Source organism: Corallococcus caeni, assembly GCF_036245865.1.
Classification (GTDB): Bacteria; Myxococcota; Myxococcia; order Myxococcales; family Myxococcaceae; genus Corallococcus; species Corallococcus caeni.
The window spans coordinates 296,477-323,146 of record NZ_BTTW01000010.1 but is presented as its reverse complement, the minus strand read 5'-3'; the positions used below and the strand labels follow the sequence as shown (position 1 = coordinate 323,146).

19 protein-coding genes are annotated in these 26,670 nt (G+C 70.2%); 5 read left to right on the top strand and 14 right to left on the bottom strand.

The window, feature by feature from the left end:
- Positions 1 to 692: 692 nt before the first annotated feature.
- Entirely contained in the window at positions 693 to 1,778 is a 1,086-nt protein-coding gene (locus AABA78_RS34240) for an SGNH/GDSL hydrolase family protein (RefSeq protein WP_338269663.1), read from the bottom strand.
- A 221-nt stretch (positions 1,779 to 1,999) separates the two neighbouring features.
- Here AABA78_RS34240 and AABA78_RS34235 point away from each other — a divergent pair, with 221 nt between their 5' ends.
- Both AABA78_RS34235 and AABA78_RS34230 read left to right on the top strand, forming a co-directional pair.
- On the top strand, positions 2,000 to 3,301 hold the full coding sequence (locus AABA78_RS34235) for a chloride channel protein (RefSeq protein WP_338269661.1): 1,302 nt from the start codon (positions 2,000 to 2,002) through the stop codon (positions 3,299 to 3,301).
- 114 nt (positions 3,302 to 3,415) lie between these two features.
- Complete coding sequence (locus AABA78_RS34230) at positions 3,416 to 5,116, top strand: hypothetical protein (protein WP_338269660.1); 1,701 nt, start codon at positions 3,416 to 3,418, stop codon at positions 5,114 to 5,116.
- A gap of 18 nt (positions 5,117 to 5,134) precedes the next feature.
- On the opposite strand, the gene AABA78_RS34225 is transcribed toward AABA78_RS34230, so the two are convergent.
- A complete protein-coding gene (locus AABA78_RS34225; protein WP_338269658.1) occupies positions 5,135 to 7,435 on the bottom strand; it encodes a membrane dipeptidase in 2,301 nt (766 codons plus the stop codon).
- A gap of 297 nt (positions 7,436 to 7,732) precedes the next feature.
- On the opposite strand from AABA78_RS34225, the gene yjjJ reads away from it, so the two are divergent.
- On the top strand, positions 7,733 to 9,052 hold the full coding sequence (yjjJ, locus tag AABA78_RS34220) for a type II toxin-antitoxin system HipA family toxin YjjJ (RefSeq protein ID WP_338269656.1): 1,320 nt from the start codon (positions 7,733 to 7,735) through the stop codon (positions 9,050 to 9,052).
- On the opposite strand, the gene AABA78_RS34215 is transcribed toward yjjJ, so the two are convergent.
- From AABA78_RS34215 to AABA78_RS34180, 8 genes are all read right to left on the bottom strand, one after another.
- The gene (locus AABA78_RS34215) at positions 9,037 to 10,326 is read right to left on the bottom strand and encodes a CapA family protein (protein WP_338269654.1); all 1,290 of its coding nucleotides are present in this window, start codon (positions 10,324 to 10,326) and stop codon (positions 9,037 to 9,039) included. The two genes, yjjJ and AABA78_RS34215, sit on opposite strands and share 16 nt — an antisense overlap.
- Entirely contained in the window at positions 10,326 to 11,084 is a 759-nt protein-coding gene (locus AABA78_RS34210; protein ID WP_338269652.1) for a class I SAM-dependent methyltransferase, read from the bottom strand. The genes AABA78_RS34215 and AABA78_RS34210 overlap by 1 nt, the downstream gene beginning before the upstream one ends.
- 63 nt (positions 11,085 to 11,147) lie before the next feature.
- A complete protein-coding gene (locus tag AABA78_RS34205; protein WP_338269650.1) occupies positions 11,148 to 12,581 on the bottom strand; it encodes a DUF8814 domain-containing protein in 1,434 nt (477 codons plus the stop codon).
- A 134-nt stretch (positions 12,582 to 12,715) separates the two neighbouring features.
- The gene (gene upp / locus AABA78_RS34200; RefSeq protein ID WP_120525099.1) at positions 12,716 to 13,351 is read right to left on the bottom strand and encodes a uracil phosphoribosyltransferase; all 636 of its coding nucleotides are present in this window, start codon (positions 13,349 to 13,351) and stop codon (positions 12,716 to 12,718) included.
- 23 nt (positions 13,352 to 13,374) lie between these two features.
- Positions 13,375 to 14,583, bottom strand: coding sequence for a URC4/urg3 family protein (locus AABA78_RS34195; RefSeq protein WP_338269648.1), 1,209 nt, complete (start codon positions 14,581 to 14,583; stop codon positions 13,375 to 13,377).
- The gene (locus AABA78_RS34190) at positions 14,576 to 15,829 is read right to left on the bottom strand and encodes a GTP cyclohydrolase II (protein ID WP_338269646.1); all 1,254 of its coding nucleotides are present in this window, start codon (positions 15,827 to 15,829) and stop codon (positions 14,576 to 14,578) included. The genes AABA78_RS34195 and AABA78_RS34190 overlap by 8 nt, the downstream gene beginning before the upstream one ends.
- An 81-nt stretch (positions 15,830 to 15,910) precedes the next feature.
- Positions 15,911 to 17,395, bottom strand: a complete 1,485-nt coding sequence (mmsA, locus tag AABA78_RS34185) for a CoA-acylating methylmalonate-semialdehyde dehydrogenase (protein WP_338269645.1) — start codon at positions 17,393 to 17,395, stop codon at positions 15,911 to 15,913.
- Between the two features lie 202 nt (positions 17,396 to 17,597).
- The gene (locus AABA78_RS34180; protein ID WP_338269643.1) at positions 17,598 to 18,038 is read right to left on the bottom strand and encodes a hypothetical protein; all 441 of its coding nucleotides are present in this window, start codon (positions 18,036 to 18,038) and stop codon (positions 17,598 to 17,600) included.
- 266 nt (positions 18,039 to 18,304) lie between these two features.
- Between AABA78_RS34180 and AABA78_RS34175 the strand changes: the two genes are divergently transcribed.
- Together AABA78_RS34175 and AABA78_RS34170 are read left to right on the top strand one after the other, a co-directional pair.
- A complete protein-coding gene (locus tag AABA78_RS34175; protein WP_338269641.1) occupies positions 18,305 to 20,044 on the top strand; it encodes a PilZ domain-containing protein in 1,740 nt (579 codons plus the stop codon).
- Positions 20,041 to 20,790 carry a heme oxygenase-like domain-containing protein gene (locus AABA78_RS34170; RefSeq protein WP_338269639.1) on the top strand — a complete coding sequence of 250 codons (750 nt, stop codon included), beginning with the start codon at positions 20,041 to 20,043 and terminating at the stop codon, positions 20,788 to 20,790. Before AABA78_RS34175 ends, AABA78_RS34170 begins: the two co-directional genes overlap by 4 nt.
- 6 nt (positions 20,791 to 20,796) lie before the next feature.
- Here the strand turns inward: AABA78_RS34170 and AABA78_RS34165 are convergent, their stop codons facing one another.
- From AABA78_RS34165 to AABA78_RS34150, 4 genes are all read right to left on the bottom strand, one after another.
- Positions 20,797 to 22,026, bottom strand: a complete 1,230-nt coding sequence (locus tag AABA78_RS34165) for an AAA family ATPase (protein WP_338269638.1) — start codon at positions 22,024 to 22,026, stop codon at positions 20,797 to 20,799.
- A 179-nt stretch (positions 22,027 to 22,205) separates the two neighbouring features.
- Positions 22,206 to 22,730, bottom strand: a complete 525-nt coding sequence (locus tag AABA78_RS34160; protein ID WP_338269634.1) for a GNAT family N-acetyltransferase — start codon at positions 22,728 to 22,730, stop codon at positions 22,206 to 22,208.
- A gap of 443 nt (positions 22,731 to 23,173) precedes the next feature.
- Positions 23,174 to 25,165: a DUF4091 domain-containing protein gene (locus AABA78_RS34155; protein ID WP_338269632.1), complete on the bottom strand. Its 1,992-nt coding sequence runs from the start codon at positions 25,163 to 25,165 to the stop codon at positions 23,174 to 23,176.
- Between the two features lie 140 nt (positions 25,166 to 25,305).
- Positions 25,306 to 26,550, bottom strand: coding sequence for a phospholipase D-like domain-containing protein (locus tag AABA78_RS34150; RefSeq protein ID WP_338269631.1), 1,245 nt, complete (start codon positions 26,548 to 26,550; stop codon positions 25,306 to 25,308).
- Positions 26,551 to 26,670 lie beyond the last annotated feature (120 nt).

Here is a 26,670-nt window from a genome sequence, read left to right as displayed (position 1 = left end):
TTGCTGTCAGCTTCCTTCACCGCTTGCCGTCCGTGTGTTGCCTGCCGGACTGCTTCTCTTCGGTGGGGGCGCGGCTTCTATCTCTTCGCCGCGTTCGCTGTCAACCCGCTCGTTGACTGCCCTATTTTCTTGTCGGCCCTGCGCTCTCTCCGAAGTGCCTTCCGCGCCAGTGCGCGGGCTTCGAAGCGAGGGGCGCGGCTTGTACCACCACCGCATCCGCGATCAACCATTTTTGGTGGCGACCGTTTGCTGCTGTCCGCCCTGCGTTCCGAGCTGCTTCGTTCGGAGCCGTTCGGGCGGGGCGCGGCTTCTACCTCTTCGCCGCGTTCGGGATCAACAACCTTCGTCGATCCTTTTCGTCCCCCGCGCTGACTCTCCTAGGCCCGGGGGCCAGCGGTTCGTTGCGCGGGGGGCCAGTGTCTAACGCTTCGGTTCGGCGACGTCAAACCCTGGTTGAGCCGGGCCTGATCATTCGTCCCCAGCCGCCGGGGATATGGACGCGCGGGCCCACGATGTGAACCCCTTCTTCCTGGCAGCAGCCTGCTGGGTCGTGGAGCGAGGCAGCTTCCTTTGTGCTCCGAGGACGGTGGCCGGACGGGCGGGCTCCTGGGCGCCGTGCGGCTCCGCACACAAGAAGGCCCCCGACCTTTTCACGGGTCGGAGGCCCTGGGCCCTGCGGATGCCGCTTCAGCTCACGGCGTCGCGGGGTCGAACGTGGACAGGCTCCAGCCCATGCGCTCGTGACCGAACTTGTTCCAGTCCGGGTTCTTGCCGTCGACAACCTGGGCGTCCGTGTAGGACGGCGCCGCGGAGCCGGAGCCGGAGCCGGAGAAGATGTTCACGCTGATGGTGGAGCCCGTGTACGTCGGGTGCGTGTTGTCGGACTGGATGTAGTCGTAGCTGGTGCTGCTGTTCGCCAGGTGGCCGTTCGCGTCGCGCAGCGTGCTGCGCAGGGTGACGCTGATGCGCTGCACGTAGGCGTCCTCGGTCTCGCCGGCGCGGTACGCGATGGCCGCGGAGTCCACCTGGCCGTCACCGTTGCGGTCGTAGTCCGCGGCCATCATCTCCGCGAAGGCGTCCGCGCACTTGAAGCCGTACTTCGCCGCCAGGTTGCAGGCGCGCCAGTTGCTGCGCGCCAGGAGGGGCAGGAAGTACTGCTGCTTGTTCACCTTCTGGCCCGTCGTCGCGTCCGTGCAGGCCGTCAGCACGTTGTCCGCGTCATAGCCGGGGTAATAGATGTTCGAGATGACCTTCACCTTGGCGGTGGTCGCGTACTGGTTGATGGTCTGCATGCCACGTTCCATGTACGTGGTGCAGGTCGCCAGCGCGTTCTGAAGGCCGCTGTAGTTGCACGTGCCGGTCTGGTCCGTGAACGCGCTGCGGGCCTGCAGGTAGTCGTTGCCGCACATCTCGAACATCACGACGCGCGTCCTGGCGTCCTGCATGTACGAGCGCTCGGAGACGATCTTGTTGTTGTAGATGTCGTCCGCCTTCGCGCCGGACTTCGTGCGGCGGATGACCTCCACGTTCGTGCCCCACTTCTTCGCCGCGTACTCACCCTCCACCACCGGGGCCGCACGGCGCGCCACGCTGCTGATGCCGCCGTTGTAGCCGGCGAAGATGGAGTCGCCGTAGGCCACCACCCGGTACGTCTGCGACGCCGAGCGGTTGATGGTCCACGACGTGTTCTGGTTGATGGTGCTGGCCATCGCGGTGCCACTGAGGGTGGTGGCGGCGAGGACGGCGGCGAGGGACAGCCCGCTGCGACGAACGGACATACCGGCTCCTGAAGAGGTAGGGGGTTCCCGCCCCGGCAATGGGGAGAGGCCGCGCACGGTACACGGGTTTGATTCTGGAATCACTCCTCAGACCAGAATTAACCCCGCAATATGTATTCCATGTTGAACATGAATTCCGCCACGGCGCGTCAGAATGGCGTGTCCTTCGCTGACGCGACGCTCCGAATTGACGCATTGTTTCACGGCTAGAGTGCGCGGACATGAACCTCTCCCGGAGTGCCCGAGCGTTGGGTCAGTGGCTGCTGCTGGGCGCCATCGTGGGGGGCGTGTGCGGCGTGGCGTCCGCGGTGTTCCTGGCGCTGCTCGAAGAAGCCACGGCGTTCCGGCTGGCGCATGAGTCGCTGGTGTACGCGCTGCCCGTGGCGGGGCTCGTCGTGGGCGCGGTGTACGGCCGGTGGGGTGCGTCCATCCGGGGCGGCAACAACCTGGTGCTGGACACGGTGCACGTGGGGGACGCGGTGATTCCCCTGCGCATGGCGCCCATGGTGCTGCTGGGCACGGTGCTCACGCACCTGTTTGGCGGGAGCGCGGGACGCGAGGGCACCGCGGTGCAGATGGGCGCGAGCCTGGCGGACCAGATTGCCTGGCGCTTCCGCGTGACGCCGGACACGCGGCGCGAGCTGCTGGCGGCGGGCATCGCGGGCGGCTTCGGTTCGGTGTTCGGCACGCCGCTGGCGGGCACGGTGTTCGGGCTGGAGGTCGTGTGCGTGGGCCGGCTGGGCTACGAGGCGCTCCTGCCGGCGCTCACCGCGGCCGTCGTGGGCGACCTGGTGACTCGCGGGCTGGGCATCCACCACACCGCGTATCCGTCACCCCAGGTGCTGGCGTTGACGCTGCCCGTGCTGGGCCGGTGGCTGGTGTTCGCGGTGGGCATCGCGGGCGTGGCGGTGGCCTTCATCGAGGGCACGCATGGGCTGAAGCGGGTCCTGGAGCGCCGCGTCCCCTGGCTGCCCGTGCGCATGGCGCTGGGCGGACTGGGCGTGGTGGGGCTCTGGAAGCTCGCGGGCACCAGCGACTACCTGGGCCTGGGCGTGCCCGGCATCCTGCGCGCGTTCGAGGACGCGTCGCTGCCCTGGGGCGCGTTCGCGTGGAAGCTCGTCTTCACGGTGGTGACGCTGGGCGCGGGGTTCCTGGGTGGCGAGGTGACTCCGCTGTTCTTCATTGGCGCGGCGCTGGGCAACGTCCTCGCGCGGTTGCTGGGGCTGCCGGTGGACCTGGGCGCGGCGGTGGGCATGGCGGCGCTGTTCGCGGCGGCGGCCAACACTCCGCTCGCGCTGTCGTTGATGGCGGTGGAGCTGGTGGGCGCTTCCGTGCTGCCCCACGTGGCCATCGTCGCCACGGTGGCGTACCTGCTCACCGGGCACCGGGGCATCTATCCGTCCCAGCGCATCGCTCGGAGGAAGCTGGGGGGGCCGCTGCTGGACCGCGTGGTCGCGCTGCGTGACCTGCATGCGGCGCCACCGAAGCCTCCAGAGCCTCCGGCGTCCCAGGCGGACGCATAGGCGTTCCGCGCAGACGCGAGCCCCGCGGCTCACGCCGGTCCACCGGGCGTGGGTCGGGGAATGGTCCTTGCTTGGATGCCTCTCCCGCCGCATGCCCCGGGAGGGCCAATGCCAATGGACTTCGACGTCTGCGTCGTCGGGCAGGGACCGAGCGCGACGTTCTATCTGCACACCTACAACGCCCGGCCGGACCTGAGGGACCACGTCGTCTGGACGAGCCTGAACCCGTGGATGACCCATCCGGTGGCGTCCGAGCGCTTCGGCCGCGGGCGCGATTACTCGCTGGGCCAGAGCTCGTGGATCAACAGCGTGAAGAACCAGCGCGTGCACTCCACGGCGCTGATGCGGCGCGAGGACTTCTACGCGGAGCAGAGCGAGATCCTCTCCCAGGCGCGCACCGAGCGCGGGCTCACCTTCCTCGTGGGATGGGTCCGGAAGATTGAAGCGCTGGGCACCGGGGGCTACCAGGTGTCGGGCGTCGTCGCCAGACCGGATGGAAGAACGGAGGAGCGCACCCTGCGGGTGAACAAGATCCTCCTGATGATGGGCAACGGGGCCGAGCGCGTCCCCACGCCGGAGGACGGCATCCACATCTGGCCCCGGCCGGAGAACAACCCCCGGGTGTTCTCGCTCGATGCGTACATGCGGATGGTGCCGTACGGGTTTGGCCCCAACCATGAGTCGCTCGAGGGCAAGACGGTCGTCGTCCACGGGGGCAACGCCGCCATCGATGCGGTGCAACAGTCCTTCAACTACGGGATGAACGTGGTGTGGCTCACCCGCGGCGGAGCCCAGGTGCTGCCAGACACGCCCCTGACGCTCGTGGATCTGCTGGCGAGCGGTGGGCGGCTGGGCGACGACAACCACTACTACACGGACGTGACGGGCCTCATCGTGATGAACAAGGACGGGCGCCTGGGGGTTCGCATCACCTCCGTGAAGCAGCCCGCCGAAGGGGCGTTCCCGGCGCGGAGCAACATGGCCTTCGACGCCGACTTCTACGTGTACGCGCTGGGGCAGGACGCGCGCGTGGGCCCCACGGGCGTCCAGAAGCTGCTCACGGACAGCGGGCTGGTCAGCACGCCCATCAAGGACACGGACTTCGAGCCCATCCCCGACCGCAACTTCGTGCTCTACCAGCCCCGGTCCCCCACCGAGCGCTATGACGGCATCCTGGGACTGCGCAAGCCCAACCCCGCGGGCGGCTACGTCGACATCCTGGGGGCGGCCTCCATCGCGGCGCTGCCGCCGACGAGCAAGTACATCCGGCGGCTGAAGTACGGCGTCTACCACCAGGTGGGCGCCGTCCTGGACGTGCGGCAGATTGGCGGCATCCGCGCCGTGATGAAGGCCTACAACTCGCACGTGGAGGCGTACTCGGACGCGCGCGGCAGGAAGACGGACCTGCACCTCAACTACTTCGCGGCCATGCCGGACGACATCGCCGCGTTCCTGGCGGCGCGGTACGACATGACGCCCACGTTCGCCAACATGATCACCGACTTCCTGCTGTGGGTGCGCGTCCAGCCCGGCAACACCAATGGCTTCCAGTCCGACATGGTGGGCCGGATTGAACAGGCGCTCGAGCGCAGCGAGGCCATCTCCCTGGAGTTCGAGACCGCCGCGAAGCGCATCCAGAAGGAATGGGAGACGGTGTTCGGCGTGACGTGGCCGTCCGAGTCCCAGCGTCACCAGAGCATGACGGACCGCGTGTTCGGCCGTCCGCCCCGGCCCGTTCGGGAGCGCCCCCGGGTGAGCGGGGGCCAGTCGTGTCAGGTCGAGTTCCTCAGCAAGGGCGGGAGCTTCAAGGGCTGAGCCCCGCGCCCGTGACGGCTACTTGCAGGTGAACGACCAGCGGCAGGTGCCGGACGCGCACTCGCGATCGCTGGAGCACGCCGCGCCCCGGCCTCGCTTGTTGATGCACTTGCCGGAGTTGAGCCCCCACCCGCAGAACTGGTTCGTGCCGCAGTGCGAGTCGCTGTCGCACAGGCAGCTGCCGGTGGGGTTCACGTAGCAGTCCGCGCTGCAGCGGTCCGTGGTGCACTCGCGGTCCGACTTGCACGTCTGACCGTAGGCCTTGGAGCGCGGCGTGTAGCACCAGCCCACCGCGTTGAAGCAGCCTCCGCACGCTCCGGAGAGACACTGGCCGTCGCGGCTGCACGACGTGCCGTCCGTCTTGCGGTCCACGCAGTCGTTGTCACTGGGGTTGCCCGGGATGTCGTTCTGGCAGTAGCGGGACGCGCCGCAGTCCCCGTCGTCGTTGCACACGCAGCGGCCGTCGAAGGTGGCGCAGAGCACGGAGGTGCACTGCTCGCTCTGGCACTCGTCGTCGAAGCGGCAGCCCTGGTTCAGCGTCTTGGAGTCCGGCGCGTAGGCCTTGCCGCACACGGTGGGGTAGGCCTTCTCACGCTCGTCCGGTGGCACCCACGGCGCGATGCCGCTCGTGTCGACGTCCAGCGCGGGGTCCGCCATGCCGGTGCGCGCGCTGCTCGCGGTGCGCTCCCACATGCGGATGAACACCTCCGCCGAGCGGTCCAGCGGCGTGGTGTCCGCGCCCAGGTTGCGCACGTCGCGGAGCAGGTCGGGCAGCAGGCCCACGTGCGCGAGCCCCTGCTCGTCGAACGGCGTCCCCAGCCGGCCCGGGGCTTCGAGCTCCTGCTGGTGGGCCTGCGCGTCCGCCTCCGCCTGGAAGCCCGCCGAGCACGCGCCGTTGGGACCGAAGCGCGGCCGCGTCTGCTGGATGAAGCCGTTGAAGTCCGCGCCGAAGGCCATGGGGACCTTGAGGCCCTGGCGGCCGAACTCGTAGGCCTGGGCGAAGGAGCGGCTGGAGCCCTGACAATCATTGGCGATGTTCGCGGGCGTGTACGTGCGCGTCTCGTCGTGCGCGGTGCGCAGGCCGAACATGCCTCCCGTGCGGCGGAGCAGCTGCACCACCCAGGCGGGGGTGGTCTTCTCGTTCCCGGCGAGCTTGCCGTTCATCACCTCGCGGAAGTGGCCGTGGCTGATGAAGAGCGGGTAGTAGCGGTTCGTCTGGGAGACGGCGTAGGCGTCACGCACGCCCTTCTCCGACAGGTGGGCCAGGTCGATGAGCATGCCCTTGTCCATCATCGCCTGGAGCAGCTGCTGGCCGTCCGCGGTGAGGCCCTTCACGTTGCGGCACTGGGCGTCCACGTCGAAGCCCAGCGTGAAGCCGGCGGCGGTGATGCCGCAGTCGGTGTCGATGTGGCAGTTCTCCAGGAACTGCGCGGCCTGGAAGATGGCGTTGTGCGGGGCCGCTCCGCCGAAGCGGTTGTCCAGCTGGTGCACGGGCTGGAGCGTGCGCACGCCCAGCGCGTGGAAGCGGTTGAGCTCCGCTCGCCAGTCCTTCGTGCCGAAGAGCTTGCTGGTCTCGATGGAGAGGACCATGGCGAGCTTCCCCTGCGAGATGATGCGCCGCGCGTCCGCGGGCGACAGGGCGATCTCCACCCAGTCATTGGCCGCGTCGAAGGCGTGGGCCATCTGGAGCTGGACCTCCACGTCCATCATCTCGTCGCAGGCGCGCTTGCGGTTCTGCGGGGGCAGCGCTTCGCAGAGGAAGCCATTGCTGACGGCGGACACCACCACCAGCGACATGCCTCCGTCGTGCGCCTGCTTGAGCCACCCGCCCCAGGACTGCTGGTGGGCGATGGTGTCCCAGCGGGGCCATTCCGAACCGGGCTGACGGCGGCCCATGTGCAGGCCGGTGTCCCCTTCCGTGCCCTCGATCTTCCCGATGAACTCCGAGCCCACCGCGCCCGCGACGCCGAAGAGCTGGGACAGGACGGGCACGCCGCTCAGGTCCACGCCTCCGGAGTTGGGACACAGGTTGAGCAGGCCGCTCAGGTCCATGCGGACGCGGGCGTGGTCGCTCTCCGGCCAGCCGCCGTCACAGGTGTCGAGCGTGCCGTTGACGCCGCCGTGGAACCAGCCGCCGCCGAAGGCCTCCTCGGCGAACATGTGGTGGTGCAGTTCGGCGAAGCCCGGGACGTCCACGCCCTGCTTCTGGGTGGCTGGCTGTGGCGGGGGCTCCAGGTCCTCGATGGGGGCACAGGACAGCGAGGCCGCCAGCGTCAGGGCCAGGGGACTCCAGCGGAACCACGGGAGGGGACGGGACACGAACGCTCCAGGATGAGGGGAGCGTCCACATGCGTCAGCCCGGACCCGGCGTGCAAGACGCGGCGTCCCAGAGTGCGTTCCGTGCGCGGTCGCCGTGGTGCCCGGCTTCGTGGCGGGGGCGAGCCCTTCCGTGTGCAAGAACTCCACGTGCCCTGTGTCGAGCGAGCAGCCGGGCGGTAGGCCCTCCTGGGCCAGCGCACATCTACCCGTCAATAAAGTGCGCACCCGCTCAACTGCATGAGTTCATGCCTATTTGCACCCGTTGATGCACCCGATTATCTACTCATCCATCTACCCATGGCCGCACCTCCCGTCCGACAGCTCCTGGAAGCCGTCCAGCGTCTTCAACCCGTCCGGGTGGAGACGCTTCAGGAGCACTTCGGCGTCTCGCAGCAGACCCTGTCGCGTTGGCTCAGGGACGCGGGTGATTTGATCTGCCGCATGGGCCGGACCCGGGGTGCGCTGTATGCGCGGACGCGCTCCCTGCCGGAGCTGGGGACCCGCGTTCCCGTCCATCGGGTGGACGAAGCGGGACAGCTTCATCGCGCGGGAACCCTCCACTTCCTGTCCAATGGCGGGACCTGGCTGGAGCAGGCCAACGGGCCCGGGGAGCGTTTCGAAGGCCTGCCTCCCTTCGTGGAGGAGATGAGCCCCCAGGGATACATGGGCCGGGGGTTCCATGAGCGGCATCCAGACCTGGGGCTCCCCCTTCGCACCACGGACTGGAACGAGGATCAGGTGCTCATCGCCCTGGCCCGGCGCGGGGAGGACTGCACGGGGGACCTCATCCTGGGACAGGAGTCGCTGGACCGGTACCTGGCCACACAGGTCCACGCGGTCCACCGCGACAGCTACCCTGAGCTTGCCAGGAGCTTCCTCGCGGAAGGTGCGGGTTCCTCCGCAGGAGGTGAGCAGCCGAAGTTCGCCGTCCATGCCGATGGCAGGCATGTGCTCGTGAAGTTCGCGGATGCGAGCGAAGGCCGGGCGGGACAGCGATGGCGGGACCTGCTCGCGAGCGAGGCTCTTGCACTGGAGGCGGTCCGCGCGGCGGGCATCGACGCGGCGACCGCGCGCTGGTTCGACCTGCGGGACCACCGGTTCCTGGAGGTCGAGCGGTTCGACCGCGTCGGTCTTCGCGGAAGGCGCGCACTGCTGTCATTGCGCGCCATTGATAACGAATACATCAGGCTGGGGACGAACTGGACGGAGGTGTCGCTGCGGCTGCTCGCAGAGCGTCGCCTTCCTCCGGAGGACGTCCGGCGGATCCGCTGGTTGGATGTCTTTGGCCAGCTCATCGGAAACATCGACCGGCACCTCGGCAATGTCTCCTGCTTCGTGGAAGCGTCAGGACGGTTCCGGCTCGCGCCGCTCTACGACATGCTGCCCATGGTCTTCGCACCCGATGGCGCGCACCTGGTCGAGCGGACCTTCAGGCCCGCAGCTCCAACCTCCAACACCCTGGATGTCTGGGCCGACGCCGCCGGCCATGCGCTGAAGTACTGGGACAGGCTCATTGTCTCGCAGGACCTCAGCGAGGAGTTCCGCCAGCGCTGCGCCACCTGCCGGGGACAGCTCGCGGAGCTCATTGCTCGCGTGCCGCTTCACGGCACGGTCTGAGCCGTCAGCCCCACGGCGCCGTCGTGCCGCCTCCGGAGCTCGGGGGTGGCCACCTGGAACTCCGCGGGCAGCATTCTCAGGATGCGCTCGCGGCGGTAACGGGCGGTGGCCAGGCGCTGCTCGAGGGCGGCCTGCTCCGCTCGGGTGGCCTTGTCCTGCGTCGCGGTGCGCTGGGTCAGGGCGGCCAACCTTCTTGAGACCTCTTCGATTTCACGGTCGATGAGCACCGGTTGGATGTTCCGTTTGGCTTTTGCCTTGCGGCCCTGGGCGTTGTTTTCAATCCAGACCGGCAGGACCGAGACGTCTGCCAGCGACACCGGGGCTCCCTGCTCCGCCCTCGTTACTCCGACTCGCAGGAGCAGCGTGTCCCGCTTGTCCCCTTCCTTCCCCTGCTGCCCCTTCACGTGCCGGTAGAAGCGCGCCTGGTTCGCCACCAGGTTGCCCAGCGAGTACGCGATGAAGCCGCGGCGCCCGGACTTCGTCGTGTACGCCTCCAGCGGCTGGAGCACATGCGGATGGTGCCCGATGACCGCGAACGCTCCGGCTTCCAGGAAGGCCTGCCCCAATGCCCGGTCCTGGGGATTGGGCGCTTCCGTGTACTCACGCCCCCAGTGCCCCATCACGAACAGCGCGTCACACTTCGCTGCCGCGGCTCGCACCTTCTCCAGGGCTTCCTCCGGCTTCAGCCCTCTTCGGGAGACGTGCTCCGGATAGGGCAACAGCGCCACGTGCGGCGCGTCCGCTTCCTTCGGGTTGCTGAAGCCGTTCAGGCTCCTCGTGAAGGAGAGGAAGCCCAGCTTGATGCCTCGCACCTCCACGAACACCGGCTCCCAGGCCGCGTCCTTCGTGGCTCCCGTGCCCGTGTGGCGCAGCCCCACCGCGTCCAACTGACGCAGCGTCTCAACCAGGCCCTCCACGTGCTGATCCCTTGCGTGGTTGTTGCCCGTGGACACCACCTTCACGCCCGCGCGCACCAGGGCCTGTGCCATCGCTGGCGGCGCGTTGAAGACCAGCTCCTTCGTGAATGCCTTGTCGTTGGCCGTGACGGGCGTCTCCAGGTTCACCACGCCCACGTCCGCTGTTCGCAGCACGTCCGACAGGGGGCCGAAGACGTGGTCCCAGCCTTCGTGGTTCCCGCTTCGCGCGTGGGCCTTCGCCACCGACTTCACTTCGCCGTGCGGAATCACGTCCCCGCCAAAGACGAGCTCCACGCGCGCGGGCGCGGCCATCCCCATGAACGGGATGAACAGCAGCAGGGCCCCCCACCCTCGCATCACTCCGGCTCCCGGACCCCGATGAAGACCTCCCGGTTCCAGGGGTCTCGCCGCGTCGTCGCGGGGATGCCGGCCTCCCGCATCCACTCGAGCCAGTCGTCACGCCGGAACAGGCCGAAGCGGTGGCGCTCCTGCGACATGCTCACCGTTCCGTCCGCTTCCCTCAGCAGATAGGCGAACGCGGTCTCGAATGTCTCGTCATCCGGATCCGGGTCCCACGTCCACATGAGGTAGCGCATGCCTCGCCCGTCCGGTGAGTCGTGACCTCCGGACTCGGTGAGGGGCTCGAAGGTCTCACGCACGCAGTCCGGCAAGAGCACCACCCTGCCCCCGGGACGGCAGTGCGCGGCGGCCGTGCGGACCGTGGCCCTCGCGGCGTCCCGGTCCACCGCGTACATGATGGCGTCGTGCACCATCACCCGGTCGAACGTGCGTCCCAGCCGCAGGGACGTCATGTCCCCCACCAGGTTCTCGCACTCGGGATTCACGGCCCGGCTCACCGCGACCATCTCCGGCGAGCGGTCCGTCAGCGTCAGCGTGAAGTGCTTCTTCAGGTGGAAGGCCAGGCTTCCACCGCCCGACCCCAATTCCAGCATCGTGCGCCCGGGGCCCTCCTCCGGACGCAACATGGGGAGCAGGTCTTGCGCCTCCTCCACGTACTCCTCCGGTGGCGAGAACAGCGGCCACCAGGAGGCGAGGTCCGTGTAGAGGTGGGGCTCCTCCACGGGGGGCGGAATCACGGTGCGCAACGACGCCATGCAGGGCTTCCTCGGAGGCGAGTCACCGTTCTACCGCCAGGACCTCCAGTGCGTCCATGAGCCCTAACGGACCTGGATGGCGTCCGCGACCACGTAGGTCCCCGCCGTCACCCAGCGGCTCAGCTGGACCTTGTTCCAGCCCGCCGGGAAGCTCCACGTGCCCAACGTGTTCCACTTCGCTCCGTTGAGCGTCTGGTTCACCTTCACGTTCGCCAGCTGCGTGCCGGACGCGTTCGTGATGATGAAGGGCGCCGCCGTGGAGCGGTCGGTCGCCGCCGTCCACCAGGCGTCCACCGTCTTCGTGCCCGCGGCGGAGAGATAGAACCAGAACGTCGCCGGCTCCGACACCGCCGCGCCCGGGGACACCAGGTAGCTGGTGCCGTAGTAGCCCGCCACGTTCGTGGAGGACGCCCAGCTGGTGCCCGTGAGCTGGATGTAGCCCTTCGTCTGGTCGTTGTTCGCGTTGTTGCTGTCGATGACCAGCCCCGTCGTCGAACCGCCGCCGGACGTCCACAGGTACGTCACGTCCACCCAGTCGTTGTTCGACATGCCCAGGTCCGTCCAGAACGTCCCGTCCGCGATGTCGATGCCTGCGGGGTTCGACGGCCGGCGGCCGAACTGATCCAACCCGCCGTTGAAGTTGTCCTGGTACGCCGCCTGCGCCTCGGGCTTGCCCTGCGGCAGCGTCTTCCACATCTCGCGCACGCTGGACGGGTTCCAGTAGTCGTCCTTCGTGTTCCACGGGCCCACGTCCCAGACGGACGTCGTCGCGCACTTCGCCGTCTTCGAATAACAGACGCGCACCTGGTACTCGGAGCCTCCGTTCGACGCGAGCCCCCGCCGCGACGGCAGCGCCACGAAGCGGTCGTTGCTCTTGATGACGTGGCCGTTCGCCGTCGTGCCGCCCACCAGGCCCTCACGGGTCGCATAGACGCGGTAGGTCAGCGGCGCGAGCGTCTGGAGTCCTTCCTCCGTGCCGCTGCCTTCACGCCAACCCTCCAGTTCCACGCCCTGCACCACCGGGCCCCGGCCGCGCTCGTCCGCGATGAGCGCCAGGCGCACCTGCACCTCCGTGCCCGAGCGGGGCAGGCGCACGGACTCGTCGCCGGTGGCGGTGCGCCACTCGGTCCAGGCGCCTCCGGGGACCCGCACGCGCACGTCCACTTCGACGCCCTGCCCCAGGCCCACCGCCGCCTGGACGCGCGGACGGAAGGTGTCCACGGGCTGCTCGAGCGTGCGCGCGGGGAACTCGAAGAGGCCCGTGAGCCGGCTCAGGCCTTCAGGACGTCGCATCACCGCGTTGGGTTCGTAGCGCAGCCCTTCCCGCGTGCCCACGAGCTCCGACGTGCCCGTTCCCTCGGAGAGGTTCTCCGTCCAGCGCTGCGCGCCGGCCTCCTGCCGGAGCGACTCCGGCGCCGGTTCCGCCGCCGCCACTCCTTCCGCGAAGACCGCGCCCAACATCACCGCCATCAAGGTGGACCGCCACGACGCGCGCATGCCTGGACTCCCGGGAAATGGACAAAAACGTTTAGACCGTTCAACGTTTAAATCCGTCTTTCCCGGTTCTCAAGAGCCAAGGCGTGAAACAGCGTTGGCTCAACGCGGCATGTCTCGCGCGAACGTGCCCTGACCTACTTCGTACCGAAGAGGCGGTCTCCGGCGTCGCCCAGGCCGGGCAGGATGTAGCCGTGCGAGTCCAGCTTGTCGTCGATGGCCGCGGTGAAGACGCGCACGTCGGGGTGGTGTTCGCGCAGGTTCGTCAGGCCCTCCGGACATGCGAGCAGACACACGAAGCGCAGGGAGCCCGGGCGGCTTCGCTTCACGCGCTGGAGCGCCGCCACCGCGGAGTTGCCCGTCGCGAGCATGGGGTCGCAGACGATGACGTCTCGGTCCTCCAGGTTCGCGGGCACGCGGTAGTAGTACTCCACCGCGCCCAGTGACTCCGGGTCGCGGTACAGGCCGATGTGGCCCACCCGCGCGGAGGGCACGAGCTGGAGCAGGCCGTCCAGGATGCCCTGCCCCGCTCTCAGGATGGGCACCAGCACCAGCTTCTTGCCGTCCAGCGCCCAGCCCGTGGTGCGCGCCATGGGCGTCTCGATCTCCTCCTCGCGCAGCTTCAGGTCGCGCAGCGCCTCGTACCCGAGCAGGAGGGAGATCTCCTCCAGCAGCGCCCGGAAGGCCGCCGTGCTCGTGTCCGTCCTGCGCATCACCGTCAGCTTGTGCTTCACCAGCGGATGATCCACCACCGTGCAGTTCGGGAAGTCCATGCGTCGTCCTCCGTGTATGGGTTTCAGAACACCGTGCCGTCACTGCGGATGCGGATGGGCGGCACGCCCCCGGGGCGCAGCTCCGCCGCCACCCGGCGCCCCGCCGTCCACGTCCCGCCCTGGAGCACCTTCGCCAGCGGCAGCTCCTCCGGGGTCAACTCCAGACGCCCGCGCACCAGCGCGGCCACGCGGTCCAGCAGCGCCACCGTCAGCGCCCGCCACTCCACGATGGGCGCGTCCCCCGGGGCGTAGACCTCCATGGTCAGGCGCGGGTCCTGCGGCACCAGCACGCCCAGGTCCACGAAGAGGCCGCCGTTGCGGTACTCCGGCAGACCGGTGAGCGCGTCCAGCTCCGTCACCGTCACGCCGGCCTCCGCCAGCGGCTCCACCAGCGAGTACGCCAGCCACTGGGACAACTTGTGGAAGGGCACCAGCGCGTCCGCGCTGCCCGGTGGGCCCAGCGCCGGGTGCGGCCACACGTCCCCCAGGTTCACGCCGTCCACCGTCGTGCGCCCCGGCCAGATGGGGCCCAGCACCTCCAGCACCGTGCCCAGCACCTCCGCGGCCCTCACGCTGCGGCGGTGCGCGGCCAGCATGTCGAACATGGACCCCGGCCGGGGCAGCACGCGCGACAGCCCCTGCAACAGGTGCAGCCGGCCCTCCACGCCCAGCAGCGGGTTGGACTCCGACACCTGGAAGCCGCGCTCCAGTTGCTCGCGCGTCATCCGGCTCAGGGCCTCCGCGTCCGCGCGCAGCGGCCGGTCGGGGTCGGATGAGAAGCCGCCCGCCATGAACATGCGCAGCGACGCCACGGCCAGGCCCTCCGAGCGCACGTACGAGGCGCCCCCGGGCTCCTGGTAGCGCCACGCCGGGCCGCTGCCCGCGTCCAGCAGCACGCTCACCACGCCCAGGTCCACCTTCGCCCTGGCGCGCTCCTCCGGCGGCAGCGAGGCCAGCCTCGCCTCCAGCTGCGCGAGCCGGGGCACCCCTCCCGCGTCGAAGTGGCGCCAGCGGCTGTGCACCGGGATGTCCAGCCGGGGGTACGCCTCGTGCGTCACCGCCAGCACCCGGTCCACCACCGTGGGCAGCCGGGACGGCTCCACCTTGAAGTACTCCAGCCGGCCGGCGAGCCCCAGGTCCAGCACCTGGTGACAGCGCTCGCGGATGGCCGCCGGGCTGCGCAGCCACGCCACCGTGGGGGACACCTCCTGCACCCGGATCGCGTCAAGCATCGAGGTCCCTCCCCTTCACCTGCGCCAGTTCGCCCGCGTCCGCCACCGGCCCGCGCGTGAAGTAGCCCGCCGCCTTCTTCGCCTCCATCTCCACCCTCGCGTCCGCGGGGATGAGCCCGTCCGGGATGGGCACACGCTCCAGAATCTCGATACCCGAGCGCACGATGGCGTCGTGCTTCATGTCGCTCATGGAGACGAAGCGGTGGATGCGCGTGATGCCCAGCCAGTGCAGCACGTCCGGCATCAGCTCCTGGAAGCGCATGTCCTGCACGCCCGCCACGCACTCCGTGCGGTGGAAGTACGTGGCCGCGGAGTCGCCGCCCTCCTGGCGCTTGCGCGCGTTGTAGACCAGGAACTTGGTCACCTCGCCCAGCGCGCGGCCCTCCTTGCGGTGGTAGACGATGAGCCCCACGCCACCCTGCTGCGCCATCCGCACGCCCTCCTCGATGCCGTGCACCAGGTAGGGCCGGCAGGTGCAGATGTCGCTGCCGAAGACGTCCGAGCCGTTGCACTCGTCATGCACTCGCGCCGCCAGCGGCACGTCCCGGTCCGCCAGCGAGGCGATGTTCCCAAACACATACAACGTCAGCCCACCAATGGGCGGCAGGAAGACGTGCAGGTCCGGGCGGGTGATGAGCTCCGGGTACATGCCGCCGGTGTGCTCGAAGAGGCCCCGGCGCAGCGCGCCCTCCGTCAGGCCGAAGCGTTCGGCGATGCCGGGCAGGTACCAGACGGGCTCCACCGCGGCCTTCACCACCTTCACGTCCCCGTTGGCCGCCACCAGCTCGCCGTCCACCTTGAGGCGCCCGGCGGCGATGGCCTCGCGCACCTCCGGCATGTTGATGTGGGCCCTTGTGACGGCGATGGTGGGCCGGTAGTCCACGCCCTGCTCGGCGTAGGCGCGGAACGCCTGCGACGCCACCGCGCCCCAGGGGTCCAGCGACACGATGCGCCTGGGGTCGCTCCACGACGGGTACGGGCCCACCTGCGCCGCGGGCGAGGTGTTGGTCAGGTCCGCCTTGTGGTCCTGCGGCAGCTTGCCCGCGGACACCGCCAGCGCGCGGTAGATGGAGTACGCGCCCGAGTGCGTGCCGATGACGTTGCGGTTCGCGGCGTCGGAGAGCGTGGCCACCACCGGGCCCCGGCGCAGCGGCTCCGACTCGCCCCAGCGCAGCGGCACTCCGGGCACCTGTCCGTCGGGGTGGGACGTGAGACGGATGTGATTGACGGGCTTCTTGTCAGCCATGGGTGCACCCTCCTTGTGGGGCGCGGGAAAGGTCAGACGTCTGGGAATGGGGGAGAGGCAGGGGGACGCCGGCGCGCGGCGTCAGCTCATCCAGGAGCCGTCGGTGCGCGCGGACCACTTGCGCGTCACCTTCTTGAGCTGGCTCCAGAAGTCGAGGCTCGACGGTCCGGTGACGTCCCCGTGGCCGAACTTCGACTCGCCCGTGCCGCCAAAGGAGAAGGGCTCGCGCGGCACCGGCACGCCTACGTTCACGCCCACCATGCCGGCCCTGGCGCCCTCCACCACCGACTGGGCCACCGCGCCGCTGGTGGTGAAGATGGACGCCGCGTTGCCGTAGGGCGACGCGTTCTCCACCGCGAGCGCCGCCGACAGCGTGGGCACGCGCACGATGGACAGCACCGGGCCGAACAGCTCGCGCCGCGCGGCCTCCATCTCCGGCCGCACGCCGTCCAGCACCGTGGGGCCCAGCCAGTGGCCGTTCGCGTAGGCCTCGCCCGCGGGCCGCTTGCCGCGCCCGTCCAGCAGCACGCGCGCGCCGTCAGCCTGGGCCTTGGCGATGGCCGTCTCCAGCCGGTCCACCGCGCCCCGGTCGATGAGCGCACCCATGCCCGGGCCGACCTCCAGCCTCGCCGCCCGGCGGACCAGGTCGTCCACCAGCGGCTGCACGTCACCCACCGCGAGCATCACGCTGGCCGCCATGCAGCGCTGGCCCGCGCAGCCGGTGAACGAGTCCACCACCGCCTGCGGCGTGAGGTCCGGGTCCGCGTCCGGCACGACGATGAGGTGGTTCTTCGCGCCGCCCAGCGCCAGCACGCGCTTGCCGTGGCGGCTGCCCTCCACGTAGACGTGCCGCGCGACGGGGGATGAACCCACGAAGGCCAGCGCCTTCACGTCCGGGTGCTCCAGCAGCGCGTCCACCGCGGGCTTCGCGCCGTGCACGACGGAGAAGACACCGGGCGGATAGCCCGCCTCCACCATCAGCTCTCCCAGCGCGGTCGCGGTGAGCGGCACCTTCTCCGACGGCTTGAGGATGAAGGCGTTGCCCACCGTGACGGCGATGGGGAACAGCCACAGGGGCACCATCGCGGGGAAGTTGAACGGCGTGATGCCGGCGACGACGCCCAGGGGCTCGCGGCGGTATTCGCAGGTGACGCCCCGGCTCACCTCCAGGTGCGCGCCGCTGTCCAGGTTCTGGAGCGACAGGGCGAAATCACAGACCTCCAATCCCTTGAGCAAGCCCGCGCGGCCCTCCGCCACCGTCTTGCCGGATTCACTGGCGGCCAGGTGCGAGAGCCTTTCCAGTTGCGACTCCAGCAGCGCGCGGAAGCGTTGCAGGAATTGGGTGCGCTCGCGCAGCGGGGTGACGCGCCAGCCCTGCGCGGCGGCCCTGGCGGCCTCCACCGCCTGGGCGACACCGGAGGCCGTCGTCAGCGGCACGCGGCCGATGAGCGCGCCTGTGTAGGGACTGCGGACCTCCTGCGCGGACGCTCCGGCGGGAGAGACCCACTCTCCGCCCACGAGGTTGCGACAAGAGACAACGCTCTCGGGAAACCGAACAAAGGACACGCGCACCCCCCCGGTGTTGCGTGACGAATGGACGGCAAGGATAGACGCAAACCTGGAAGCCAGGGCAAGGCGGGGGGCGTCACCGTGTCATTGCTTGATCGGAAGCGATGGATCTCCCCAGCTTGCTGTGTCGCAAACCCGACCCATGCACACGGCAGGGATTGCCACGGCCCGGGTGCGCGAACGTGCGCGCCGCGCCTCGTCAGGCCTGGGAGAGCATCCGCTGGTGCCGCTCCGACAGCGCGGTGACATCAATGAGGGTGCGCAGCTCCGCGATGGCGGTGGCGTCCGCGGTGTCCGGGTTGAGGCCGAGCGAGATGGCCTCCAGGTACAGCTCCAGCGACAGCAGGAAGCGCGAGTCGGCGGTGAGGGGGTCCCCCTGCTCGCGCATCAGCTCGCCGTCCTCGCGCACCAGCTTCGCGAGCATCCGCGTGCGTGCGGCGGTGCCGAGCAGGCGCGAGGAGGACTCGGCGTCCGCGAGGACGAGCGCGCCGTACTCCATGCCCAGCACGGTGAGGGCGGTGTCGCGGATGTGGTTGCGCGCGTCCCCATACCGCTTCTCCTTCCGGGCCTTGAGGATGCTGGAGATGGCGGCGGCGAACTGCTCGACAGCTCGCTCGATGAAGTCCTTGCGGAGGGACATGGGGCACTCAGGGTAAGCCCGTCCCGGGGCGCACGCACCTTTCCCACCGTGACGCCACCCCGCTGTCACATGAAACCCAGGGGGTTTCGCGCGTTTTCACTGTCCGGTGAGACAGCGAGAAAGCGGCGGACCGCACCGCCGGTGTCCGCGTCCCGGGAATCCGACGACCAACCCGGAGGGCCGGGCCCGTATCCCTTTCAAGCGCGGATCCACGGGAGCCCGGGGTGATTCGCGCGCCCCCGCCGTCATTCACCTGGAGAGTCATCGTGGGAGCGCATTCCGCTCGCGCACCGCTGCGTCCGTTGTCCGAGGCACCCGCCCTGGAATGGAGTGTCCGGTGGGACGTCACCGATCCCGAGCGCATCCGCATCATCCTCGCCGCCGCCGCCGCGCTGGGCTCGCCCGCCCTGCTGCGCCAGGGGGACACGGCGTCGCCTCTGCGGCTGGAGACGCTGGAGCCGGAAGGCGGAGGACTCCACTGGTCCGGCCTGACGGTGGAGCCGGGCGCGGACGCGTGGGAGGTGGAGGTGTCCGGTCACGGCTGCGTCTACCGGATGCTCCTGTCCGGCGAGACGGTGGAGCCGGGGACCTGGGTGACGCCGCCGCCGCGCCAGTTGATCCAGGTGCGCCGCCGGGCCCACCGGCGTGCTCGCGCCCCCGCGGACCTGCGCGTGCGGCTGCCGCTGCCCGGCTGGCTGGGCCGCGAGCGCGAGGCGGTGGACGTGTCCCCGCACGGACTGTCACTGCGGCTGGGCGCGGGAGAGCGGCTGTCCCCGGGCCGGGTGCTCCAGCCCGTCGAGCTGCGCACGGAAGGAGGCGAGGCCATGTCGCTGCGCGGTGAGGTGCGCCATGTGTCCGAGCGCGCCGACGGTGAGCTCCAGTGCGGGCTCCAGGTGACGCCGCTGTCCTTCGAGGATGCGGAGCGATGGCAGGCGCTGGTGGCCCGGGTGCTCCATCCGGCGACGCGCACCGATGGGGCCCTGGCGGAGGAGCACTGGCGGCTGTTCATCGACTCCGGCTACTTCAACCTGGCGGGCCGGTCCGCGGAGGACTTCGAGGCGCGGCGGCGGAGCTTCGTCGAGCTGGGCCGCCAGGCGGGTTCGAAGGGCGCGGTCCTCACCGAGGTGGTGTGGCCTTCGGAGCGCGGCGTGGAGGCGACGCTCTCCGCGATGAAGCCGTACCGCTCCCTGTGGATGGTGCACCAGCTGGCGCGGCGCCAGGACGCCACGCGGTTCGAGCGCCTCAAGGGCCAGATGCTGCGCGACGTGTACGTGCACTGCGTGGAGCATGCGCAGCGGGACAGCGGGTTCAGGTGGCTCGCGGCGTACATCGAGTCGACCGTGCCCTTCACGTACCGCGCGCACGTCGGCTTCGCCGACCGGATGGCGGCGACGGGGCGGACGTTGCTCCTGCCGCTGCGAATGATTGACGTCGAGTGCGGTCATCCCCCTGCCCCACAGCGGACGGGCCTGGAGGTGGGGCCCGCGACGGAGGCGGAGCGGCGGCTGCTGGTGGAGCGGATCGCCCTCACCCGCCCCGCCTGCTACGCGGAGGCGCTGGACCTGCGCCTGGAGACGCTGGACCTGCGGGACGCGGCTCGGGAGTGGCAGACGGTGGGGCTGGAGCGTGAGCGGCGCCTGCTGGTCGCTCGCGAGGGCGCGAAGCCGGTGGCGGTGGCCGTCCTGGAGGCGGGACCGCCCGGCACCAACCCCTTCGGGCTGCTGGACTCCGTGCGGCTGTTCGCGCTGTCGCCGCGAGCGCGACAGGCCTACCCGGCGCTGATGGACGGAGCGCGCCGCTGGTTCGCGCACCGGGGCCGCGACAGCTTCACCTTCCTGGCCGAGGAGGCCGGCGACGTGGAGGCCGCAGGCCTGCACGACGCCGCCCCCGACGCGAAGCCCTTCCTGTGGCTCATCCCCGCCGACCTCGCTCCCGAGTTCCTGGAGCACCTCCACGAGCAGACGGCACCCCGTCCGCTCTCCCATCCCCAGAAGGAGCTGTCATGAGCCTCATCCAGACGCAGTACCTGCCGCACGTGAAGGAAACCCGAGCCCGCCTGGAGACGGACGCCGTCGTGCGCACGCTCCTGTCGCCGGACATCTCGCCGGACCTGATGGCGCGCTTCCTCATCGAGTGGTCCGCCCGGGGCGCGTACATGACCGAGCCCGTGGACGGGTGGATCCGCGGCGCCGGTGAGCGCTGCATCGCGCTGGGACAGGAGAAGGTGGGCCGGCAGCTCATCACCCACGCGAAGCACGAGGCCGGCCACCACCTGATGACCCTCCAGGACGCGCGCGTGTTGACGGAGCAGTGGAACGCGAGCCACACGCAAGCGATGGACGCGGAGGCGCTGGTCGCCCAGGCGCCCACGGCCGCCATGCGCGAGTACCGGCAGGTGCACGATGAGGCCATCACCGGCGACCTGCCGCTGGGACAGGCGGCCATCGAGTACGAAGTGGGCTACCTGGCGGTGGTGCTGGTGCCGCGCATCCTGGCGCGCGTGCGCGAGGTGCTGGGACAGGGCACGCTGGACACGCTCACCTTCCTGCGCGAGCACGCGGAGGTGGACGTGGGCCACACCGCGCTCAACGAGCGGATGATGGAGGGGCTCCTGAGCACCCACCCCGAGGAAGGCCGGCGGCTGGCGGCGTTCGGCGCGCGCGGGCTGGACTGCTACCTGCGCTTCCTGGACGACTGCCTGGAGGCGGCGCGCCGCAGCCTGGGCACCGGCGTCACCGCCGCGGCGGCCTGAAGGGACTCACGGCGCCGCGTGGCTCCGTGACTTCCAGTACTCGCGCTGTGCCGGCACGGAGACGAGCTGTCGCTCCGGATAGCGCAGCGCGGTCAGCTTCCCTCCGAACACGCAGCCCGTGTCCAGACAGACGGTGTTGTTCACCCACTCGGCCTCCGGCACGGAGGTGTGTCCGTACACGACCGTCGCCGGGCCCTGGTACTGCTGCGCCCAGTCGGCGCGCACCGGCAGGCCGTAGGCGTCCGCTTCGCCGGTGGTCTCTCCGTAGAGGGCGAAGTCGCGCACCTCGGGGGTGTCCCGGCCGTGCATGGGCTCCTTCAGGCCCGCATGCGCCACCACCAGGTGGCCATCGTCCAGGACGTAGTGCGGAGAGCGGGCTTCGATGAAGTCGGCGACCGCCTGGGAGAACCCGGGCGGCTCGCGCTCCAGCTGCTCCAGCGTCATCGCGAGGCCGCGCCCCACTCGCACGTCCTTGCCACGCAGCTTCTTGAGCAACTTGATTTCATGGTTGCCCGGCACGCACAGCGCCGTGCCCGCCTCCACCATCCCCATCACCAGCCGAAGGACGTCCGTCACGCCGGGGCCGCGGTCCACCAGGTCGCCCAGGAACACGACCTTGCGGCCCGCAGGCGTGCCCACGTCGTAGCCGGGCGCTCCGTCCGCGCGCGGTGCGACCGTGTAGCCCAGCTCCGTCAGCAGGGCCTTCAGCTCGTCGAAGCACCCGTGGATGTCCCCGATGATGTCGAAAGGCCCGTGCTCGTCCTGGCGGTGGCTGGGGAGCGGACGGTGCTCGAACGACACCGCGTCCACCGTCTCCGGCGTGAGCACGTGCACGTGCCGGATGCCTTCCTTCGTCAGCCCCTTCAGCGCGTTCTGGAGCTGCTGCACCTGGTTGCGCAGCGCGCGGGGACTGGGATGCGACCCGGTGCGCGTGCGGTTGCGCTCCAGACAGAGCGCTTCCGGCGTGTCCATGGCCACCGCGACCAGGGCGACGTGGTGCTCACGCGCCACGGTCACGTAATGACGGCGCGACTCGGCGCTGAGGGGCACGCCGTCGATGACGGTGAGCGTGCCCTGCTTGAGCCTTCGCGCCACCTCGTCGTGCAGCTTCGCTTCGTTGCCCGTGCCGGACAGCACGTCCTCCGGGAGGAAGTGCGCGTTCGCGACGGTGGACTTGCCGGAGCCAGAGGGACCGATGAGCAGCACGAGCGACTGCTCGGGAATGGGAATCTTCATGATGGGAACACCGGGATGGAGGTCGGCGTGCCGACCGGCGCCCCTTCCGGGGCAGGGCGCACGCCACCACTCCAGCGCGCGATCCCTTCCGGTGCCCGGGTCACGCGAGCCTTCGCGGACCCTCCGGCGTCAGACGGGATGCGCAATCCACGGATGAGCGCGTTCCCGCCTGACATGCGTCACTTCATGGGCAGCAGATACGCTTCCAGGTACACGTCCGGAAGACGGTCGATGTCGCCCTCCGGCGCCCGCTGGTAGCCCCGGCGCTCGTACATGCGCGCGACGCCCTTGGCGCCCCGGCGCACGTGGAGGGAGATGGCGTCCACGCCCCAGCGCTTCGCGAGGGCTTCCGTCTCCACCAGCAGCGGCTGGGCCAGCCCCTGTCCCTGGAAGCGCACCCCGGTGGCCAGGGCGCGCAGGTCCGCCGTGTTGGGCAGCCAGGCTTCGGTGCCGGGCGCGCCGGGCGGGTACAGGGCCACCGTGCCGGCGATCTGCCCGTCCACTTCCGCCACGAGGATGGTGCACACCTTGCGCCGGGAGGCGACGTCGCGCAGGAACGCTTTGCGCTCCTCGGAGTAGACGACCTCCGGCATCAGCTTCGCGTACTGCGTGGTGTAGGCCTCCACCAGCAGTTCCCCAATCACTTTGTCGTCCTCGGGCCGCGCCTCGCGGAGGATGACCCGGTTCGTCACGTCCGTGCTCATGCGCCGCCCTCTAGCATGAGGCCCCAGAGCACGCCTCCGGCATGCGCGGCGCCTACATGCCCACCGAGCCCCCGGACATGAGCGTTGTACATCCCGGGTCCGACACGGTCCCTCAACAGGCCCGGCTGTCGGACCGGTTTCCACGCCCCGGCTGGGGCGGGCGCCCTCCGGCCGCCGACTGCCCAAACCTGTCCGACTGTCGGACCCGTTTCCGCGCCCCGGATGGGGTGGGAGCGCGCCGAACCAGAGTCGTCCAAACCTGTCCGACTGTCGGACCAGTTTCCGCGCCCCGGATGGGGTGGGAGCGCGCCGAACCAGAGTCGTCCAAACCTGTCCGACTGTCGGACCAGTTTCTACGGTGCCCGGCAGCCAGGGCGGCTCCGCGAGGAATCCAGGTCCGCGGGTTTGGTGCGTTGCGGCAGGCTTCCATGCTTCGGACCTGGCTACCTCCGTGCCTGCTTCCGACGCGCGGGTACGGTCACCCGGGCTCGCTGACGGCGCATGCCGCCGAGCGCCCAGGCCGCGAACAACAGGCCTCCCGCGACCGCCGCCGTGCCGCCTCCGCCCGTGGTGCAGCCTCCCGCCTGCGCGCCGGCGACCGCGCCCGGTGCCACGTCGGAAGAGGAGCCGGGCGTCCCCCGCGACGGTCCTCCCGCGGCCTCTTCCGGCGCGGATGCCGTGCCTCCGTCCGCCGGCGGCTTCGTGCCTGCGTCCGGCGGCGTGCCTGCGTCCAGCGGCGTGCCCGCGTCCGGGGTCTGGTGGGCGGTCAGCTCCTCGTAGCGCTGGATGAGCTTCAGCCTCGCCGCGTCGAACGCGGCGCCGTCGTCCGTCACTCGCGACGCGGCCGGAATCAGGTCCCTGGCCACCTTGCGCGCGAAGTCCGGGTCTCCCGCGTCACTCACCGCCTTGAGCCACTCATAGTCCTGCATGCCCTGGCGGAGGAGCTTGAGCCGCAGCGACGCCACCGGCACGTCCGTCCTGCCGCCAATGGCTGCCGGCGTGCCCGGGTAGAAGAGCGTCCCATCCCCGTTGCCATTGAAGCGGTACTGGTCCGTCCACGCCGTGGAGAGCATGCCCACCGTCTGGTAGTAGAGCTCGCCCGTCGCGCCCTCCAGGAACGTGACCCACTCCATCGCGCGCGCCTTCGCCGCCGACCGGTCCAGCATGTACGACGGCCAGCCCGCGCCCGGCTGGTTCTCCGGCGCGTTGGTCCCATACGCACAGCCGTGGCTCATGCAGCTCTGATACATCCACAACGCGGTTCCCGGACGCTCCAGGAAGCCCGTGTACGTCCCGCGCTGGTCCCCCCGGAAGTTCGCGTCCGTGCCGTCCAGGTGGTTCACCAGCGGCACCGCCACGTCCACGTGCTTCTCCAGGCCGTTGCCCTTCAGCTCGCGCGAGTTCGTCGTCAGCATCGTGCGCAGCCCGGGGGCCGCCTGGCGCACCAGGTCTCCCGTCGCGCGCACCTGTTCGAAGGTCGTGCCGTAGGGCGGCTCGTCCCCCAGCTGCACGTAGGCCCGGTCCAGCCAGCCCCGCTCCTTCATGTGCGCCGTGAAGTCCCGCAGGTTCGCGGCGTCCAGCGGCCCCACGTACTCCAGGCTCGTCATCCGCGCGCCTTGCAGCCGCGTGGGCGCGGTCCCGTCCAGGTACGGCCCCCACGTCGCGTCGAAGTCGCTCCACGCCGGCGGCCACGGCTGGCGCGGGAAGAGGCTGGACAGCGTGAAGCGGTGCTCCAGCGCCATCCGCTGGTAGCGCGCGAGCAGCGGCTGCAGCTCCTCCGGCGTGCAGTCCTCGCGCCCCGTGTGCGCGCGACAGACGTGCGGCGGCCAGAGCAGGAACGCCGACGGCAGCGAGGACGTGCTCGGCAGCGCCGCGTCCACCACCGTCAGCCTCGCCGTCACCTGCCGCTGGAAGCCTCCGTCCGCCTCCACCGTCACCGTGCCCACGTAGTCGCCGGGCGGCGCATCCTGGGGCACGTGCACGTCCACCCAGACGGCCCGGGCCTCTTTCGCGGGCACGTCGAAGGGGAAGGCGCCGCGCGTCTCACCGGCGATCTCGTCCGTGTCCGGTACCAGCCCGTCCGGCCACGCGCCCACCGCCTCTCCCGCCACCGACGCCTTCTTCGTGGAGACGAGCGCTTCGCGGTACAGCGTCACGTCCGGCCCGGACAGCGTCGTGGCGCCCGGGCCCTCCAGCGCGGGCAGCTTCGCGCGGACGTTCTTCAGCCCCGTGTCGCCGCCCTGCAGCGCGACCTGGAAGGAGACGAACTCGTTGCGCGCGGCGGTGAGCCGCACCTCGGTGGCGCTCCGGGCGGCGGTCCCCGGCCGCACCTTCACCATCATCCCCTCGCCCCACACGGCGGGCCCGGCCGCGAACACCGGCAGGGCCACGGTCAGCGACAACAGGGCAGTACGGAACGGTCGAATCGAAGGCATGAAGGGACCAACGCGCCCCGGCCCCGCGTGGCTTCCCGCATCGGCCATCCCTTGTCAGCCGGACAGGCAGGCGGCCGAGGGCCCCACGCCTCGTGCGGTGGGTCCAAGGCGTCGTTCCTGAAGGCCAGCGTGCACGCGGCTCACAGGAAGTCGCCGATGAGCCCCGGGAGCTGTTCCCCCAGCTTCTGGAGCAGGCCTCGCCTCTTCCAGCCCTGCCAGTGGACCTCCGCGGCGTGCGTGAGGTCCTGCTCGAAGGCGGCGGCCAGCTCCTCCGCCAGCACCGGGTCCTCCACCAGCACGGAGCCCTCGTCGGTGTGGTTGAGCGCCAGCGGATCCAGGTTGGTGGAGCCCACGACGCTCAGCGTGTCGTCCGCGACCAGCGTCTTGGAGTGCATCATCGAGAGCTCGTACTCGTAGATGCGCACGCCCCCCTCCAGCAGCCGCGCGTAGGACGCCCGCTGCGCGGCGCGCACGGGCCCTACGTCGTGGTAGCGGCCGGGCACCAGCACGCGCACGTCCACGCCCTCGCGGGCCTTGAGGATGAGCATGTCGCTGATGGCTTCCGATGGCAGGAAGTACGAGTTGGCGATCCACAGCCGGTGCTTCGCGGCCGCGATGGACAGCAGCCACATCCTCGACGCCTGCGAGAGGAAGCGGTGGCCGGTGCTGGCGACGAAGCAGGCCCGCGCGTTTCCGGCGGGAGCGAGCTCCGGGAAGGACTCCGGGGGCAGGAAGTCGCCGCCGGACTCCTGCCAGTTCTGCGCGAAGGCGATCTGCATGCCTCGCACGACGGGGCCCCGGACCCGGATGTTGGTGTCCCGCCAGGTCTCCGGCGCGTCGCCATTTCCCAGCCAGCTGCGCCAGATGCCGAAGCCTCCGGTCAGCGCGACCTCGCCGTCACGGATGACCATCTTGCGGTGCATGCGCGCGCGGATCCGCACCGCGTCCAGGGACGTCACCGCGCCCTGATAGGGACGGTAGATGCGCACGTCGCAGCCGGCGTCCGCGAGCACGGGGGCCACGACCTCGAAGTTCACGCTGCCCAGCGGATCCACGATGATGCGGCACTGCACGCCGGGGGCGCGCTCGCGCAGCGCGATGAGCAGCCGGTCCGACGGGATGCCCGGACGCCAGATGTAGCTGGCGATGTGGATGCTGGAGCGGGCGGCGCGGATCTCCTCCTCGATGACGTCGAAGACGCGGCCGTTCTGCACCAACTCCACGCCGTTGCCGGGCTCCATGGGGAAGCCCAGCGTCTGCTCGATGGCGAGCTCCCTCGCCTCCGGGTCCTCCGGCAGCGCGCGCAGGCGCAGGTCCTGCCGGTGGTTCGGGTAGGGACACCCCGCGGCGAGCAGGGCGAGCAAGATGGGCCAGACCAGCCGCACGGTCCGGAAGCTAGGGCAGCCCCCGCCCTTCCGCATCCGCCGTGTGACTCCGAGAGGAGGAAGGGCGTCAACGGGCAGAGCCACCGTCCACCCGCCGACGGTTGAAGCGCGTGAAACACA